12 protein-coding genes are annotated in these 15,865 nt (G+C 73.5%); 4 read left to right on the top strand and 8 right to left on the bottom strand.

Annotation, left to right across the window (positions count from 1 at the left end; genetic code table 11):
• Positions 1 to 54 precede the first annotated feature (54 nt).
• The gene (locus tag OG767_RS16630; protein ID WP_405089384.1) at positions 55 to 1,296 is read right to left on the bottom strand and encodes an ROK family protein; all 1,242 of its coding nucleotides are present in this window, start codon (positions 1,294 to 1,296) and stop codon (positions 55 to 57) included.
• A 117-nt stretch (positions 1,297 to 1,413) separates the two neighbouring features.
• Between OG767_RS16630 and OG767_RS16625 the strand changes: the two genes are divergently transcribed.
• Positions 1,414 to 2,775 carry a glycosyl hydrolase family 18 protein gene (locus tag OG767_RS16625; protein ID WP_405089383.1) on the top strand — a complete coding sequence of 454 codons (1,362 nt, stop codon included), beginning with the start codon at positions 1,414 to 1,416 and terminating at the stop codon, positions 2,773 to 2,775.
• Positions 2,776 to 2,818: 43 nt separating this feature from the next.
• On the opposite strand, the gene OG767_RS16620 is transcribed toward OG767_RS16625, so the two are convergent.
• Complete coding sequence (locus tag OG767_RS16620; protein WP_405089382.1) at positions 2,819 to 4,291, bottom strand: M1 family metallopeptidase; 1,473 nt, start codon at positions 4,289 to 4,291, stop codon at positions 2,819 to 2,821.
• 80 nt (positions 4,292 to 4,371) lie between these two features.
• Between OG767_RS16620 and sthA the strand changes: the two genes are divergently transcribed.
• Both sthA and OG767_RS16610 read left to right on the top strand, forming a co-directional pair.
• Complete coding sequence (gene sthA, locus OG767_RS16615; protein ID WP_405089381.1) at positions 4,372 to 5,775, top strand: Si-specific NAD(P)(+) transhydrogenase; 1,404 nt, start codon at positions 4,372 to 4,374, stop codon at positions 5,773 to 5,775.
• A gap of 5 nt (positions 5,776 to 5,780) precedes the next feature.
• Positions 5,781 to 6,641 (top strand): class I SAM-dependent methyltransferase, encoded by an 861-nt coding sequence (locus tag OG767_RS16610; RefSeq protein ID WP_405089380.1) that lies wholly within the window; start codon positions 5,781 to 5,783, stop codon positions 6,639 to 6,641.
• 170 nt (positions 6,642 to 6,811) lie between these two features.
• Here OG767_RS16610 and OG767_RS16605 read toward each other — a convergent pair whose 3' ends face one another.
• The 6 genes from OG767_RS16605 to OG767_RS16580 are packed head-to-tail and all read right to left on the bottom strand — an operon-like array spanning position 6,812 to position 14,066.
• Positions 6,812 to 8,599, bottom strand: a complete 1,788-nt coding sequence (locus OG767_RS16605) for a gamma-glutamyltransferase family protein (RefSeq protein WP_405089379.1) — start codon at positions 8,597 to 8,599, stop codon at positions 6,812 to 6,814.
• A gap of 36 nt (positions 8,600 to 8,635) precedes the next feature.
• Positions 8,636 to 9,688 carry an ABC transporter ATP-binding protein gene (locus tag OG767_RS16600; protein ID WP_405089378.1) on the bottom strand — a complete coding sequence of 351 codons (1,053 nt, stop codon included), beginning with the start codon at positions 9,686 to 9,688 and terminating at the stop codon, positions 8,636 to 8,638.
• A complete protein-coding gene (locus OG767_RS16595; RefSeq protein WP_405089377.1) occupies positions 9,685 to 10,704 on the bottom strand; it encodes an ABC transporter ATP-binding protein in 1,020 nt (339 codons plus the stop codon). Before OG767_RS16595 ends, OG767_RS16600 begins: the two co-directional genes overlap by 4 nt.
• Entirely contained in the window at positions 10,701 to 11,582 is an 882-nt protein-coding gene (locus OG767_RS16590; protein WP_107156792.1) for an ABC transporter permease, read from the bottom strand. The genes OG767_RS16595 and OG767_RS16590 overlap by 4 nt, the downstream gene beginning before the upstream one ends.
• Complete coding sequence (locus OG767_RS16585; RefSeq protein WP_281941108.1) at positions 11,579 to 12,523, bottom strand: ABC transporter permease; 945 nt, start codon at positions 12,521 to 12,523, stop codon at positions 11,579 to 11,581. The genes OG767_RS16590 and OG767_RS16585 overlap by 4 nt, the downstream gene beginning before the upstream one ends.
• 1 nt (position 12,524) lies before the next feature.
• The gene (locus OG767_RS16580) at positions 12,525 to 14,066 is read right to left on the bottom strand and encodes an ABC transporter substrate-binding protein (protein WP_405089376.1); all 1,542 of its coding nucleotides are present in this window, start codon (positions 14,064 to 14,066) and stop codon (positions 12,525 to 12,527) included.
• Between the two features lie 168 nt (positions 14,067 to 14,234).
• On the opposite strand from OG767_RS16580, the gene OG767_RS16575 reads away from it, so the two are divergent.
• Positions 14,235 to 15,863 (top strand): acyl-CoA dehydrogenase family protein, encoded by a 1,629-nt coding sequence (locus OG767_RS16575; RefSeq protein ID WP_405089375.1) that lies wholly within the window; start codon positions 14,235 to 14,237, stop codon positions 15,861 to 15,863.
• Positions 15,864 to 15,865 lie beyond the last annotated feature (2 nt).

Genomic DNA, 15,865 nt, shown 5'->3' with positions numbered 1-15,865 from the left:
GGCCGGTGGCGACGCCGGTCCGGCCGCTGCCGCGGGTGACGCCGGTTCGGCCGGTCAGCGGCCCGGCGACCGCCGCGGCGGGGCCGGCCGGGCGGCCGGCTCGCGGCGCACGCCGCCGTCGCGCAGCAGCCGGGCCATCGGCAGGGTGGCCGCGCCCATCGCGACCGCGTCCGGTCCGAGCCGGCACAGCTCGACCGAGGTCTGCGCGTACGGCTGGCGCAGCGCGTGCCGCGCGGTCGCCTCGCGGATCGCCGGCAGATGGCGCTCGCCCAGCGCCAGCCCGGCCCAGCCGCCCAGCACCACCCGCTCCGGGTTGAACAGGTTCACCAGGTTGGCCAGGCCGGCGCCGAGGTAGCCGACCGTCTCGTCGATCACCGTGGCGGCGGTGCGGCTGCCGGCGCGCAGCAGCTCACCGAACGCGCTCTCCTCGTCCCCGCCGGGCGCCGGGCGGCCCCGGTTGGCCCGCCGGAACCGGTCGAGCACCCCCTCCGCCCCGACGTACGCCTCGAGGCAGCCGAGGTTGCCGCAGCGGCAGCGCCGGCCTCCGTACACGATGGTGGTGTGGCCCCACTCGCCGGCGCTGCTGTGCGCGCCGCGGTAGCCGACGCCGTCGGCGACCACGCAGGCCCCGACGCCGGAGCCGACCAGGACGACCACCGCGTGCCGGACGCCCCGGCCGGCGCCGAACCACATCTCGGCCTGGCCGAGCGTCTTGGCGCCGTTGTCGATGTGCACCGGCACGTCGGTGCCGGCGCGCAGCATCGCGCCGAGCGGGACGCCGTCCCAGCCGAGCGTCTGCGCGTGCACCACCGCGTCGGCGGCGCGCTCGACCGTGCCGGAGACGGCGACGCCGAAGCCGAGCACCGCGGCCGGGTCGACGCCCGCCTGCTCGGTCACCGCGGCGAGGCCGTGCAGCAGGTGCGTGGCGACCTGTCCCGGGTCGGGCTCGGCGGTGGCGATCGGGTACTCCGCCTTGGCCAGCGCGGTCATGGTCAGATCGAACAGCTCGACCTGCACCCGGGTCTCGCCCACGTCGGCGCCGACCAGGTAGCCGTGGCCGGGGGCGACCCGCAGCAGCACCCGGGGGCGACCGCCGTCGGACTCCACCGAGCCGGCCTCCTCGACCAGCCCTTCGGTGATCATCTCGCCGACCAGGTTGCTCACGCTGGCCAGGCTCAACGCGGTGGACTGGCCCAGCTCGTGCCGGCTGAGCGGGCCGTCCAGCCAGATCCGGGTGAGCAGGACCGACCGGTTGGCCCGGCGCATGTCGCGCACCGTGGTGCGTCTGGCGTCCACGTCCGCCGCCGTCCTTCCTACATTTCACGTCCTGAACGAAGTGCTGACAGACTACTGCGCATTTACACTTAACAAAGTTAACTGATAACCTCCGCCGCATCGATGAGGAGGTATGTCATGCGACTCGGACGTGGGACGACCGCTCTGCTCGGTGGCGTCGCGCTGCTCGCCGCCACCGTGGCCCTGCCCGCCGTCGGTGGCTTCGCCGCCGCCGCGAACCCCACCGCGCTGGTGGCCTGCGACGCGCCGGCCTGGGCCGAGGGCGTCACCTGGACCGCCGGCAGCCGGGCCAGCTACGCCGGCCGGCTCTACCAGGCGTTGGTCACGCACACCCCGCCGGTCGGCGCGGGCTGGACGCCGGCCGCCGTACCGGCGCTCTGGACCGACCTCGGCGCCTGCACCGGCGGCACACCGTCACCCAGCCCGACCACCCGGCCACCGTCACCCACGCCCAGCCCCACCGCGTCCCCCTCCCCCACCCGGACCCCCACGCCGACCCCGACCGCGACGTCCACGCCGGGCGGTGACACCTGCGCGCTGCGGTCCCGGCCGACCGGCAAGGTGCTCCAGGGCTACTGGGAGAACTGGGACGGCGCGGCCAACGGCGTGCACCCCGGGCTCGGCTGGATCCCGCTCACCGACGCCCGGATCACCGGTCACGGCTACAACGTGGTCACCGCCGCGTTCCCGGTCATCCGCGCCGACGGCACCGTGCTCTGGGAGGACGGCATGGACGCCGGCGTGAAGGTGCCCACCCCGGCGCAGGTCTGCCAGGCCAAGGCCGCCGGCCTGACCGTGCTGCTCTCCATCGGCGGCGCCGCCGCCGGCATCGACCTCAGCTCCGCCGCCGTCGCCGACCGGTTCGTCGCCACCGTGGTGCCGATCCTCAAACGGCACAACTTCGACGGCATCGACATCGACATCGAGACCGGGCTGACCGGCAGCGGGAACATCAACCAGCTCTCGCCGTCGCAGGCCAACCTGATCCGGATCATCGACGGGGTGCTGGCCCAGATGCCGGCCGGTTTCGGGCTCACCATGGCGCCGGAGACCGCGTACGTCACCGGCGGCAGCGTCACCTACGGCTCGATCTGGGGCGCGTACCTGCCGATCGTCAAGAAGTACGCCGACAACGGCCGGCTCTGGTGGCTGAACATGCAGTACTACAACGGCTCCATGTACGGCTGCGCCGGTGACTCGTACCCGGCCGGCACCGTGCAGGGCTTCACCGTGCAGACGCAGTGCCTGAACAACGGGCTCACCGTCCAGGGCGTCACCATCCGCGTCCCGTACGACAAGCAGGTCCCCGGCCTGCCGGCGCAGCCCGGCGCGGGCGGTGGCTACCTGAGCCCGTCGCTGGTCAGCCAGGCCTGGCACGGAGTGCCGGGACTCAAGGGCCTGATGACCTGGTCGATCAACTGGGACGGGTCGAAGGGCTGGACGTTCGGCGACAACGTCCGGGCGCTCCAGGGCCGCTGAGCCGGTCCGGGGCCCCGCCGACCCCGCGGGGCCCCGGACCCGGTCAACCGACCTTGATCGACTTCGGCGTGGTCTTCGAGTCCAGCCAGGTGTTGACCAGCTTGGTGAAGTCGCGGCCGGTCCGCTCGTTGAGGAACGCGATGAACGACGCCCGGTCCTGCTGGGTGTTGCGCTGGTCCTGCACCCAGGCGCGGGCCAGCGCGAAGAACGTCTTGTCGCCCACCTGCCGGTGGATCTCGCGGAGCATGGCCGCCGGGCAGAGGTAGACGTTGCCCTCGGCGAACCGCTTCGGATCGGGCTTGCCGGGCGGGCCCAGCTTCCTGCGCAGGACCGCGTCGCCCTCGCGCAGGTAGCGGTCCAGGCTCGCCGCGCTCAGCTTCAGCGTCTCCTGGGTGTACAGGTCCTGGGCGTACTTCGCCCACCCCTCGTTCAGCCACAGGTCGGTCCAGCTCGTGGGCGTGACGGAGTTGCCGAACCACTGGTGGGCGTACTCGTGCAGCAGGTCGCTGCCCCAGCGGTCCCGGCGGGCCCGGGTGTCCTCGATCTTCCCGCCCATCGTGATCATCTGCTGGGTCTCCATGCCCGACGCCGAGTCCACCACCACGACACCGCCGGAGGGGAACGGGTACGGGCCGAACTTCTTCTCCAGCCAGGCCAGGTACTGCGGGGACTTCTTCAGGTACGGCACCAGATCGTCGTCGGCGCCCTTGCGGTACCAGTAGGTCAGCGGCACGCCGCGCGGCCCCTTGGCGGTCAGCTTCTGGTACTTCCCGACCGCGAGCGTGGTCAGGTACGTCGCGACCGGGTCGGCGCTGCGGTAGGAGAACGTGGTGCCGGACTGCCCGGCCGGGGTGCCGCCGGCGATCGCGGTCCACCCCGCCGGCACGGTCACCCGGATGTCGTAGAGCGCCTCGTCGGCGGGCTGGTCGTTCGCCGGGTACCAGGTGAACGCCCCGAACGGCTCCTGCATCGTCCAGAGGCCGCCCTCCTTGGTGACGGTGAGGCCGAGGTCCTCCACGTCCTTGCGGTGCGACGGCATCGGCGTGGTCCGCGGCCGGCCGTGGTACTCGACCACCAGCGTCACCGGCTTGTCGGCGACGACCGGCGCGGTCACCGTGAGCTTCTCCCGGGCCACCGCGGCGGTGACCGGCGTGCCGTCCAGCGTCACGCCGTCGAGCTGGTAGGGCATGAAGTCGAGCACGAGGTTCGGCGCGTCCCGGACCGGACGGATCCGCAGCGTGGCGGCGCCGGTGAGGGTCCGGGTCGACGGCGCCCACTCCACCGCCAGGTCGTAGTGCAGGACGTCCAGCGCGTCGGTGCCCCGCGCCGGGTAGACCTTGTCGGCCACCGGGGTGGAACGGCCCGCCTGCCAGGCGGTGTAGTCGACGGCGGGGACGCTCGGAGCGGGCGTGGTCGGCGGAGTGGACGGGTCGGCTGCCGGCGCGGCGGGGTCGGCGGTGCACCCGGCGGCGAGCAGCGGCGCGAGAAGCAGGATCAGCGGTACGCGGCGACGCATCAGCGCACCATACGGGAATGATCCACTTCTGGGGGCCCCTCCGCTGGCGTCCGCCGGGACATGCTGCCAGGCTGTCGGGCGTGTATGACTACGACCTGCTGGTGCTGGGCTCCGGACCAAGTGGACAGAAGGCGGCGATCGCCGCGGCCAAGCTGGGCCGTCGCGTCGCCGTCGTGGACCGTCGCGACATGCTCGGCGGGGTGTGCATCAACACCGGCACCGTGCCGTCCAAGACGCTGCGCGAGGCGGTCCTCTACCTGACCGGGCTGAGCCAGCGGGACCTCTACGGAAGCAGCTACCGGGTCAAGGAGGACATCACGGTCGCCGACCTGGCCGCCCGGACCCAGCACGTGATCGGCCGGCAGACCGACGTGATCCGCGACCAACTGGCCCGCAACCGGGTCACGATGATCACCGGCACCGGCCGGTTCGCCGACGCGCACTCGGTCTGGGTCGACGCCGGCTCCGGCCGGGAGACCCGGGTCAGCTTCGACAAGGCGGTCATCGCCGCCGGCACCCGCCCGGCACGCCCGGACAGCGTCGACTTCGACGACCGGACGATCGTCGACTCCGACGGCGTCATCAACCTGCAGGCCGTACCGCGCAGCATGGTCGTGGTCGGCGCCGGCGTGATCGGGATGGAGTACGCGTCGATGTTCGCCGCGCTCGGCACCAAGGTGACGGTGGTGGAGCGCCGCGAGCGGATGCTCGACTTCTGCGACGAGGAGATCGTCGAGTCGTTGAAGTACCACCTGCGGGACCTGTCGGTCACCTTCCGCTTCGGCGAGGAGGTGGCGTCGGTGGAGAAGCACCGCACCGCCGCGCTCTGCGTGCTGCGCAGCGGCAAGAAGATCGTCGCCGACACGGTGATGTACTCCGCCGGCCGCCAGGGGCAGACCGACGAACTCGCGCTGGAGGCGGCCGGTCTCACCGCCGACCACCGCGGCCGGATCCAGGTCGACGCCGACTACCGCACCGCGGTCGAGAACATCTACGCCGTCGGCGACGTCATCGGCTTCCCGGCGCTCGCCTCCACCTCGATGGAACAGGGCCGCCTGGCCGCGCAGCACGCCTGCGGGGAACCGGCCCGCGCGATGCCGGAACTGCAGCCGATCGGCATCTACACCATCCCGGAGATCAGCTTCGTCGGGAAGACCGAGGACGAGCTGACCGACAGCTCCACCCCGTTCGAGGTGGGCATCGCCCGCTACCGCGAACTGGCCCGGGGGCAGATCGTCGGCGACTCGTACGGCATGTTGAAGCTGCTCGTCTCGCCGACGGACGGGCGGCTGCTCGGCGTGCACGTGTTCGGCACCGGCGCCACCGAGATCGTCCACATCGGGCAGGCGGTGATGGGCTGCGGCGGGACGGTCGACTACCTGCTCGACGCGGTGTTCAACTATCCGACGCTGGCCGAGGCGTACAAGGTGGCGGCGCTGGACGCCGCCAACAAGATCCGCAACATCACCCGGATCGACGGCTGAGCGACGTGCGGGCGAGCCGGACCGCGGTGCTGGTGTGCCAGGGCCGTGCCGCCGCCGACGGACGGCTCGCCCCGGGGCGCTTCACCGACCCGACCGCGTCGCCGATGCTGCGCCCGGACGAGCGCGTCGCCGTCGACCGGGTCCGCGTCGGCGCGGTGCCGCCCGGCTGGCGGCCCCGGGTCGACTACGAGAGCGTCCGCGCCTGCGCCGAGATGATGGCGCCCCGCACGGTCGCCGTCGACGACGCCGTCCGGGAGCGGCCCGGCCCGCAGGTGGTGATCCTCGGCGCGGGGCTGGACGGGCGCGCGTGGCGGATGCCGGAACTCGCCGGGGCGGCCGTCTTCGAGGTCGACCAGCCGGCCAGCCAGCGGGACAAACGCGACCGGGCCGGCGCGCTGCCCGGCGCCCCGCCCCGGTTCGTTCCGGTGGACTTCGGCCGGGACCGGCTGGGCGAGGCGCTGGCCGCCGCCGGGCACCGCGCCGACACGCCGACGACCTGGGTCTGGGAGGGCGTGGTGCCGTACCTGACCCGGGCGCAGGTGGCGACCACGGTCGAGGCGGTGGCCGCCCGTTCCGCACCGGGCAGCCGGCTCGTGGTCAACTATCAGACGCCCGCGGTGACCACCACGCTCGGGCGGCTGCTGGCCCGGCTGCTGGCGGCCACCACCGGCCGGTCGAGCGTCTGGGCGGACGAGCCGTGGCGCTCCACGTGGACCCCGGCCGCGATGGCCGCCCTGCTCACCCGCAACGGCTTCACCGTCGCCCGCAACGAGCACCTGCTCGACACCGCCCGCCGCCTGGGCACCCCCACCCACCACCCCCATTCCCTCCGCCACAGCCACCTCACCACCGCCGACCACCCCTGACCCCGCCCCGCCCTCCCCCGCCCTCCCCTCCCCCGCTCCCCCGCGCCCCCGCGATCTTGCAGTTGCGGCCCGGTGGAAGCCCGGTTTGTCCACGATGTCGGGGCCGAATCTGCAAGATCGACGGGGCGAGGGCGGGGCGGGGACGGGGCGGGGCAGGGCGGGGCGGGGGGTCAGCGGCCGGTGGCGTAGTTCTGGGCGCCTCGGGGGTTGGCGGCGGCGGACAGGACGCCCGTATGGGGGTCGCGGGTGACGGCGCACAGGCGGCCCAGGCTCCACGGGTCGGCGCGGCGCACGGTGTGGCCCTTCGCGCGCAACGCGGCCAGCACGTCCGGGTCGATCCGGTCCTCCACCACCAGCACGCCCGGCTCGACCTCACGCGGGTAGAACGACGCCGGCAGGCTGGTGGTGTGCCAGGCCGGCGCGTCGATCGCCTCCTGCAACTCCTGCCCGCCGACGAGGTGGCGCAGCAGGAACAGCAACTGCCACTGGTCCTGCTGGTCGCCGCCGGGCGTGCCGCAGGCCAGCACCGGCTCGCCCGCACGCAGCACCAGCGTCGGGCTCAACGTGGTACGCGGACGCCGGCCCGGCCGCAGCGACGACGCCAGCCCCTCCTCCAGCCAGCACATCTGCAACCGGCTGCCCAGCGGGAAGCCCAGCTCCGGGATGACGGGCGAACTCTGCAACCAGCCGCCGCTCGGGGTGGCCGAGATGATGTTGCCCCACCGGTCCACCACGTCGACGTGGCAGGTGTCGCCGCGGGTCACCCCGTCCGCGCGTACCGTCGGTTCGCCGGTGCTCGGGTCCGGCGGGCCGGCCCGGTGGGTGGCGTGGGCGCGCAGGTGCGCCGGGAGCCGGGGCGGCGTGCCCGCTGGCGTCCCCGGGCGCAGGTCGGTCGCGGCGCGGTCGCCGATCAGCGCGGCCCGCTCACCGGCGTACGCCGACGAGAGCAGCGCCGCGCCCGGCACGTCGGTGTCGCCGTACCACGCCTCCCGGTCGGCGAAGGCGAGCTTCAGCGCCTCGGCCTGGGCGTGGATGCCCTCCACCGTGGACGGGTCCAGCGCCCGGGGATCGTCGAGCGCGTCGAGCGTCGCCAGCGCCTGCAACAGCACCGGGCCCTGGCCCCAGAAACCGGTCTTCGCCACGGTGTGCCCGCGCCAGTCGAGCGTGACCGGCTCCTCCCAGGTGGCCGACCAGCCGGCCAGGTCGTCACCGGTGACCAGGCCGGCGTGCGGGCGACCACTGGAGTCACGGAACGGGCGGCGACTGAACCGGTCGATCGCCTCCGCGACGAAACCCTCCCGCCAGGCGCGCCGAGCCGCCTCGATCTGCGCCACCCGGTCCGCCCCGGCATCCCGCCCGGCAGCGACCAGGCGGCGCAGCGTCTCCGCGTACGCCGGGTTGGTGACCATCTCCCCCGGCGCGGGCGGGCGGCCGTCGCGCAGCCAGAGCCGCGCGGAGGTCGGCCAGTGCTCGGTGAACAGCGACCGGACCCGCGCCACGGTCTGCCCGGCGGCGCCGACCAGGGGATGACCGGCGGCGGCGTAGCCGATCGCCGGTTCCAGTACCTCGTCGAGCGGGCGGGTGCCGTGGTCGCGCAGCAGGAGCAGCCAGGCGTCCACCGCGCCGGGCACCACGGCGGCGAGCGGGCCGGCGCCGGGCACCAGGTCCAGACCGAGCGCGCGGAAGTGCGCGACGGTGGCGCCGGCCGGGGCCGGGCCCTGGCCGCAGAGCACCCGCGGGGTGGGATCGCCGGCCGTGGCCAGGATCGCCGGCACCTCGCCGCCGGGGCCGTTGAGGTGCGGCTCGACCACGTGCAGCACGAAACCGGCGGCGACCGCGGCGTCGAACGCGTTGCCGCCGCGCTCCAACACGCCCATCGCGGACTGGCTGGCCAGCCAGTGCGTCGAGGAGACCATGCCGAACGTGCCGCGCAGCGTCGGCCGGGTGGTGAACGTCATCGGGCGGCTCCTGCGGGCGACGGCGGCCCGGTGAGCCTACGCCGCGCCGGTGTCGGCGCGCGCCGCGCCGCCGTCCCGGTCCGGCCCGTCCGCGCGGTCCGTTCCGACGACAGGCAGCAGCGCGCCGTCCAGCGGGAACAGGCAGGCGGCGTGCTGGCCGGGACCGACCTCGACCAGCGCCGGATCGGTCCCGGCGCACGCGTCGCGGGCCTGCGGGCAGCGGGTACGGAAGCGGCAGCCGCTGGGCGGATCCACCGGGCTGGGGATGTCACCGGAGAGCACGATGCGCCGGCGTTCCCGCTCGACGCGGGGATCGGCCACCGGCACCGCCGACAGCAGCGCCGCCGTGTAGGGGTGCGCCGGCCGCTGGTAGATCCGCTCCGGCGGACCGGTCTCCACGATGCGGCCCAGGTACATCACCGCGATCCGGTCGCTCATGTGCTCGACGGCCGCCAGATCGTGCGCGATGAACAGGTAGGTCAGCCCGAGATCGCGTTGCAGCCGCCGGAGCAGGTTCATGATCTGCGCCTGCACGCTCAGGTCCAGCGAGGCGATCGGTTCGTCCAGCACGATCAGATCCGGTTCGCCGGCCAGCGCGCGGGCCACCCCCACCCGCTGGCGCTGGCCGCCGGACAGCTCGTGCGGGTGCCGGTCGGCGGTCTCCGGCCGCAGGCCGACCAGCTCCAGCAGCTCCGCCACCCGGGACCGGCGGGCGGCGGCGGACGTGGCCAGCCGGTGCACCACAAGCGGCTCGGCGACGCTGTCCGCGACCGTACGGCGCGGGTCCAGCGACGCCTGCGGGTCCTGGAACACCATCGCCACGTGCCGACGCATGCCGCGCAGGCGACGCCGGGACAGCCGGGTCACGTCCGCGCCGGCCACCCGGACCCGGCCGGCGGTCGGGTCGACCAGCCGCATCAACGCCAGGCCGGCGGTGGACTTGCCGCTGCCGGACTCACCGACCAGACCGAGCGTCTCGCCCCGGCGGACGGCCAGGGTGACGCCGTCCACGGCGCGGACCACGCCGGCCGGGGTCGGGAAGTGCACCGCCAGGCCGTCCAGTTCGGCGACCACGTCCGCCGCTGTCATGGCGTCTCTCCCGGATAGAAGGTGCGGACGGTGTGCCCGTCGCCGACCGGCGTCAGCGGGGGCAGCTCGTGCTCGCACCGGGGGTCGGCGCGCACCGGGCAGCGCGGCCAGAACGCGCAGCCCGGCGGCAGGTCGAGCGGGCTCGGCGGGGCGCCCGGGATCGCCACCAGGTCCTCGCCCCGGCGGGCCGGGTCCGGCCGGGCCGCGAGCAACGCCCGGGTGTACGGGTGCGTCGGCGCGTCGAACACCGCGTCGACCGGGCCCTGCTCGACGATCCGCCCCCCGTACATCACCGCGACGGTGTCCGCGATGCCGGCGACCACGCCCAGGTCGTGGGTGACCCAGACGACCGCGGTGCCGAGCCGCTGCTGGAGGTCGGCGACCAGCTCGACGATCTGCGCCTGGGTGGTGACGTCGAGCGCGGTGGTCGGCTCGTCGGCGATCAGCAGGTCCGGCTCGCAGGCCAGCGCCATGGCGATGACGACGCGCTGGCGCATGCCGCCGGAGAACTGGTGCGGGAACGCGTCGACCCGCTGCGCGGCCGACGGGATGCCGACCAGGTCGAGCAGCTCCACCGCCCGGGCCCGGGCGGCGCGGCGGGTCAGCCCGAGGTGCGCCTCGGCCGCCTCGGTGACCTGCCGGCCGACCGGCAGGACCGGGTTGAGCGAGGTCATCGGATCCTGGAACACGAACCCGACGTGCCGGCCGCGCAGCCTGCGCCGACGGTCGTCGGGCAGCGCGCTCAGCTCGGTGTCGAGCAGCCGGACCCGGCCGGTGACCGTGGCGGCGCGTGGCGCCAGGCCGGTCGCCGCGAGCAGCGTCATGCTCTTGCCGCTACCGGACTCGCCCACCAGCGCGAACGTCTCGCCGGCCCGCACCTGCCAGGACACGCCGGCCACGGCGCGGGCCGGCCCGCGCCGGGTGCCGACGGTGACGGTGAGGTCCTCGACGGAGAACACGGCATCGCCACTGGTCATGCGCTCGTGGCCCTCGCTTCGCTCGGTGCGCTCGCTCATGCGGTGCTCCTGCGGGCCTCGCTGAGGGTGAGCTGGCGGGGGTCGAGCACGTCGCGCAGCGCGTCACCGACCAGGTTGAACGCGAGCACGGTCAGGAAGATCGCCGCGCCCGGGAAGACGCCCAGCCACCAGGCGTCGGTGACGAAGCCCCGCCCGTCGAAGAGCATCCGACCCCAGGCCGGCGCCGGCGGCTGGATGCCCAGCCCGAGGAAGGACAGCGCCGCCTCGGACAGGATCGCGAACGCCAGCGACAGCGACGTCTGCACGATCAGCGGCGCGGCGATGTTGGGCAGCACGTGCCGGCGCATGATGCGCAGGTCGGACGCGCCGATGGAGACGGCGGCCCGGACGAAGACCTGCTCGCGGACGGCCAGCACGCCGGCGCGGGTGATCCGGGCGAAGATGGGCGTGTAGACCACGCCGATGGCGACCATGGCGGTGAGCAGGCCGGGCCCGAGCACCGCCACGATGGCCACCGCCAGCAGCAGCACCGGGAACGCGAACAGCACGTCCATGCAGCGCATCAGCACGCTGTCCAGCCAGCCCCGGTAGTAGCCGGCGAACAGCCCGAGCGTCACGCCGGCGACCAGCGCGATCCCGACGCTGACCACGCCGACCTGGAGCGAGACGCGCGCCGCGACCAGCACCCGGCTGAGCACGTCCCGGCCCAGCTCGTCGGTGCCGAACGGGTGTGCCCCGCTGGGCGGTCGCAGCATCGCGTCGACGTCGACGTCGTTGACGCCGGACGGGGCCAGCCAGGGACCGGCGACGCCCACCACGACCAGCAGCAGCAGGACCAGCGTGCCGCCGACGGCGAGCGGGTCGCGGCGCAGCGCGTCCAGCACGCGACGCCGGGTGCTCTCGGATGCGCCGCTCACCTGACCGTGATCCTCGGGTCGAGGCGGGCGTAGAGAATGTCCACCAGCAGGTTGACCAGCAGGAACAGCGCGGCCACGAGCAGCACGGCGCCCTGCAGGACCGGATAGTCGCGGGCCTGGACCGCGTCGAACGTGAGCCGGCCGATGCCGGGCCAGGCGAACAGCACCTCGATGACGATCACGCCGCCGAGCAGGCTGGCCAGTTGCACCGCGACCACGGTGACGACCGGGATCAGCGCGTTGCGCAGCACGTGCCGCAGGATCACCACCCGGTTACGCAGCCCCTTCGCCTCGGCGGTGCGCACGTAGTCGGCGGAGAGGACCTCCAGCACCGAGGAGCGGATGAACCGGGTGAGGATCGACGCGGTGACCAGGCCGACGGTGACCGCCGGCAACGCCACGTGCGACGCCCACCGGCCCGGGTCCTCGGTGAGCGCCACGTAGCCCGACGGCGGCAGCCAGCCCAGCACACCGGCGAAGAGGATGATCCCCATGATGCCCATCCAGAAGTCGGGCACCGAGACGCCGAACTGGCTGAACACGCGCGCCGCGTGGTCGACCGCCGACCCGCTGCGCACCGCCGCGACGATGCCCAGCGGGAACGCCACCAGCAGCGCGAACACCACCGCGGTGAGCGCCAGCGACAGCGTCGCCGGCAGTCGTTCCAGCACGATCCGGCTGACCGGCTGGCCGGTGCGGAAGCTGACCCCGAGGTCGCCGGTGAGCGCGTGACCGAGGTAGCTGGCGTACTGCACGGGCAGCGGCTGGTCCAGGCCGGCGCGTTCCCGCAGCGCCTCGTACGTCTGCGGGTCGAAGCGGGTGCCGAGCGCCACCCGTACCGGATCGCCGGGCACCAGTTGCAGCAGCAGGAAGACCACCAGGGTCACCCCGAGCAGCACGACCGCGGACTGGAGGACCCGCCGCAGGACGAAGCGGGTCATGTCACTTGCCGAGGGCGACCGTGCGGAACCGGATCGCCCGGTCGCTGCGGACGTCGTAGCCGGAGACCTTCTTCGACCAGCCCTGCACCACGTCCGGGTTGTACAGGTAGAGGTAGCTGGCGTCGTCGACGATCTGCTTCGCCGCCTGGTCGTACGCCTGCTTGCGGGCGCCCTGGTCGGTCTCGGTGCGGGCGGTGTCGAGCAGCTTGTCCACGGCCGGGTTGGCGTACTTGTGGAAGTTGAACGTGCCGCCGCTGTGGTGCTGGGCGTAGTAGAACTCGTCCGGGTCGACGTTGCCCAGCCAGCCGAGCATGAACCCGTCGAAGTTCCCCTTGGCCTGCTCGTCGAGCCACTGGGCGAAGTCCAGCGTACGGATCTTCACGGTGATCCCGACGTCCTTGAGCTGCGCGGCGATGACCTGGGCGGCGGTGACCGTCTCCGGGTACTCACTCGTGACCATCAGGTCCATGGTGAGGTTGCCGACGCCGGCCTGGCCGAGCATCTGCTTCGCCTTGGCCGGGTCGTGCGAGAAGGGCGCGTAGTCGTAGAAGAACGCGCTGTTGCGCGGGATGGCGGTCTGGTTCACCGTGGCGAGACCGAACTTGGCCGCCTTGGTGATCGCCTCCCGGTCCAGCGCGTAGCCGATCGCGCGGCGGACCTCGGGGTTGTCGAACGGCTTGCGGGCCTCGTTGAGCGCCACGTACCAGTAGTCGGTGGAGGGGGCCGTCTTCACCACCGGGTCGTCGCCGTCGCGCAACGACGTCACCTGCTGCGGCGGCAGGTTGTCGGTCCACTGCACCTGGCCGCTGCGCAGGTTCTGCAGCGCGACGGTCGGGTCCTTGACGAACGTGAAGGTGACGCCGTCGAGCTTCGGCTTGTCGCCCCAGTAGGTGTCGTTGCGGACCAGCTTGATGCTGTCACCCGAGGTGTAGCCGGCGACCTTGAACGGGCCGCTGCCGACCGGCGCGGTCTTCACCTTGCCGGACTCCACGTTGGACTTCTCCACGATCGCCACGCCCTTGAAGCCGCCCAGGTTGGCCAGCAGGTTGGGGGTGGGCGCGGTCAGCGTCACCACGACGGTGGCCGGGTCGGGGCCGGTCACCGACTTGACGGTGGCGAACTTGTAGGCGGTGTTCAGCTTCTGCTTGATGATCCGCTCGTAGGAGTAGACGACGTCCTCCGAGGTCAGCGGCGACCCGTCGGAGAACTTCGCCCCGTCGCGCAGGGTGAACGTCCAGGTGAGCTGGTCGGCGCTGGTGGTCCACTTGGTGGCCAGCGACGGCACCATCTTCAGGTCGGCGTCCGGCTCGACGAGCGTGTCGTAGACGTTCTCCAGGACCTGGAAGCTGTAGTAGGCGGACGTCTTGTGCGGGTCGAGCTGGTCCGGTTCGCCGCCGATCGCGGCGTTGAGGACACCGCCCGCGCCCCCGGCGCTCCCGCCGCCGTCACCGACGTCGACGGCCTCGCCGCCGCTGCATCCGGACAGGACACCGGCCGCGAGCGTGAGCGCCGCGCCGATCACGCCGAGCTTGTTCCTGGACATTGGCCCCCCTGCCGCTTTCCGAACAAAAGAAAGTTTCGGCCACTCTTCTCGCCGAGCGGGATGATGTCAACCGAATCGAGCCGAATCGACCGGTCGACGCGCGGTTGCCGGTCGGGGTTGAACGGTGGTTCAATCCACCTTCCGCCACCGCGTGCTGGGAGTGCCGCCGTGACCACACACGAGGTCGTCAACCAGGTCCCGCCGCTGGTCGGCCACGACACCGCCGACGATCCGGCGCTGCTGGACGGGCTGGCGCGGGAGGGCGCCGGCTGGGCCGCCGCCGGGCTGCGCGAGCTGGGCCGGCTGGCCGGCGGCGAGACGGCCACCGAGCACGGCCGGCTGGCCAACGAGCACCCGCCGGTGCTGCGCACCCACGATCGCTACGGCCACCGCGTCGACGAGGTGGAGTTCCACCCGTCCTGGCACGAGCTGATGCGTACCGCGGTCGGGCACGGCCTGCACGCCGCGCCGTGGGCCGACGACCGGCCCGGCGCGCACGTGGCCCGCGCCGCCGGTTTCTACGTCTGGCGGCCCGACGCCGGGCACGGCTGCCCGATCTCGATGACCTACGCGGCGGTGCCGGCGCTGCGGCACAGCCCCGAGCTGGCCGCGCGCTACGAGCCACTGCTGACCAGCACCGAGTACGACTTCGGGCTGCGTCCGCCGGAGGGCAAGCGGGGCCTGCTGGCCGGCATGTCGATGACCGAGAAGCAGGGCGGCTCGGACGTGCGCGCCAACACCACCACCGCCCGGCCCGAACCGGACGGCAGCTACCGGCTGGTCGGGCACAAGTGGTTCACCTCCGCGCCGATGTGCGACCTGTTCCTCACGCTCGCCCAGGCGCCGGACGGCCTCACCTGCTTCCTGGTCCCCCGCGTGCTGCCCGACGGCGGTCGCAACCCGATGCGGCTGATGCGGCTGAAGGACAAGCTCGGCAACCGCTCCAACGCCTCCGCCGAGATCGAGTACGAGCACGCGGTGGCGTGGCGCGTCGGCGACGAGGGTCGCGGCGTGCGCACCATCATCGACATGGTCAACCTGACCCGCCTGGACTGCGTGATCGGCGCCGCGGCCGGCATGCGCCAGGGCGTGACCACCGCCGTGCACCACGCCACGCACCGGCGGGCGTTCGGCCGCTACCTGGCCGAGCAGCCGCTGATGCGTAACGTGCTGGCCGACCTGGCGGTGGAGTCCGAGGCCGCCACCGTGCTGATGACGCGGCTGGCCGGCGCGACCGACCGGTCGGCGCGCGGCGACGCCGGCGAGACCGCGTTCAAGCGCCTGGCGCTGGCGGTCGGGAAGTACTGGGTCTGCAAACGCTGGCCGGGGCACGCCGCCGAGGCGCTGGAGTGCCTGGGCGGCAACGGCTACGTCGAGGAATCCGGCATGCCGCGGCTGTTCCGCGAGTCGCCGCTGAACTCGATCTGGGAGGGCTCCGGCAACGTCGCCGCGCTGGACGTGCTGCGCGCGCTCACCCGGGAGCCGCAGGTGCTGGCCGCGTACGAGGCGGAGGTGGCCGCCGCGGCCGGCGCTGACCCGCGCCTCGACGCGGCGGTCCGCGCGGTGCGCGACGAGCTGGCCGACCACACCGACCTGGAGCTGCGGGCCCGCCGCGTGGTGGAGCGGCTCGCGCTGGTGCTCCAGGGCGCGCTGCTGGTCCGGCACGGCCACCCGGCGGTCGCGGACGCATTCTGCGCGTCCCGGCTGGGCGGCGACCACGGTCAGGCGTACGGGACGCTGCCCGGCGGCCTCGACCTCGCCGCGATCATCGACCGGGCCACCCCGAAGGTCGGCTGACC

This window comes from Micromonospora sp. NBC_01392 (genome assembly GCF_045040125.1).
Classification (GTDB): domain Bacteria; phylum Actinomycetota; class Actinomycetes; order Mycobacteriales; family Micromonosporaceae; genus Micromonospora.
Note: the sequence above shows the minus strand (reverse complement) of the source record. Positions and strands in the feature narration are given on the sequence as shown.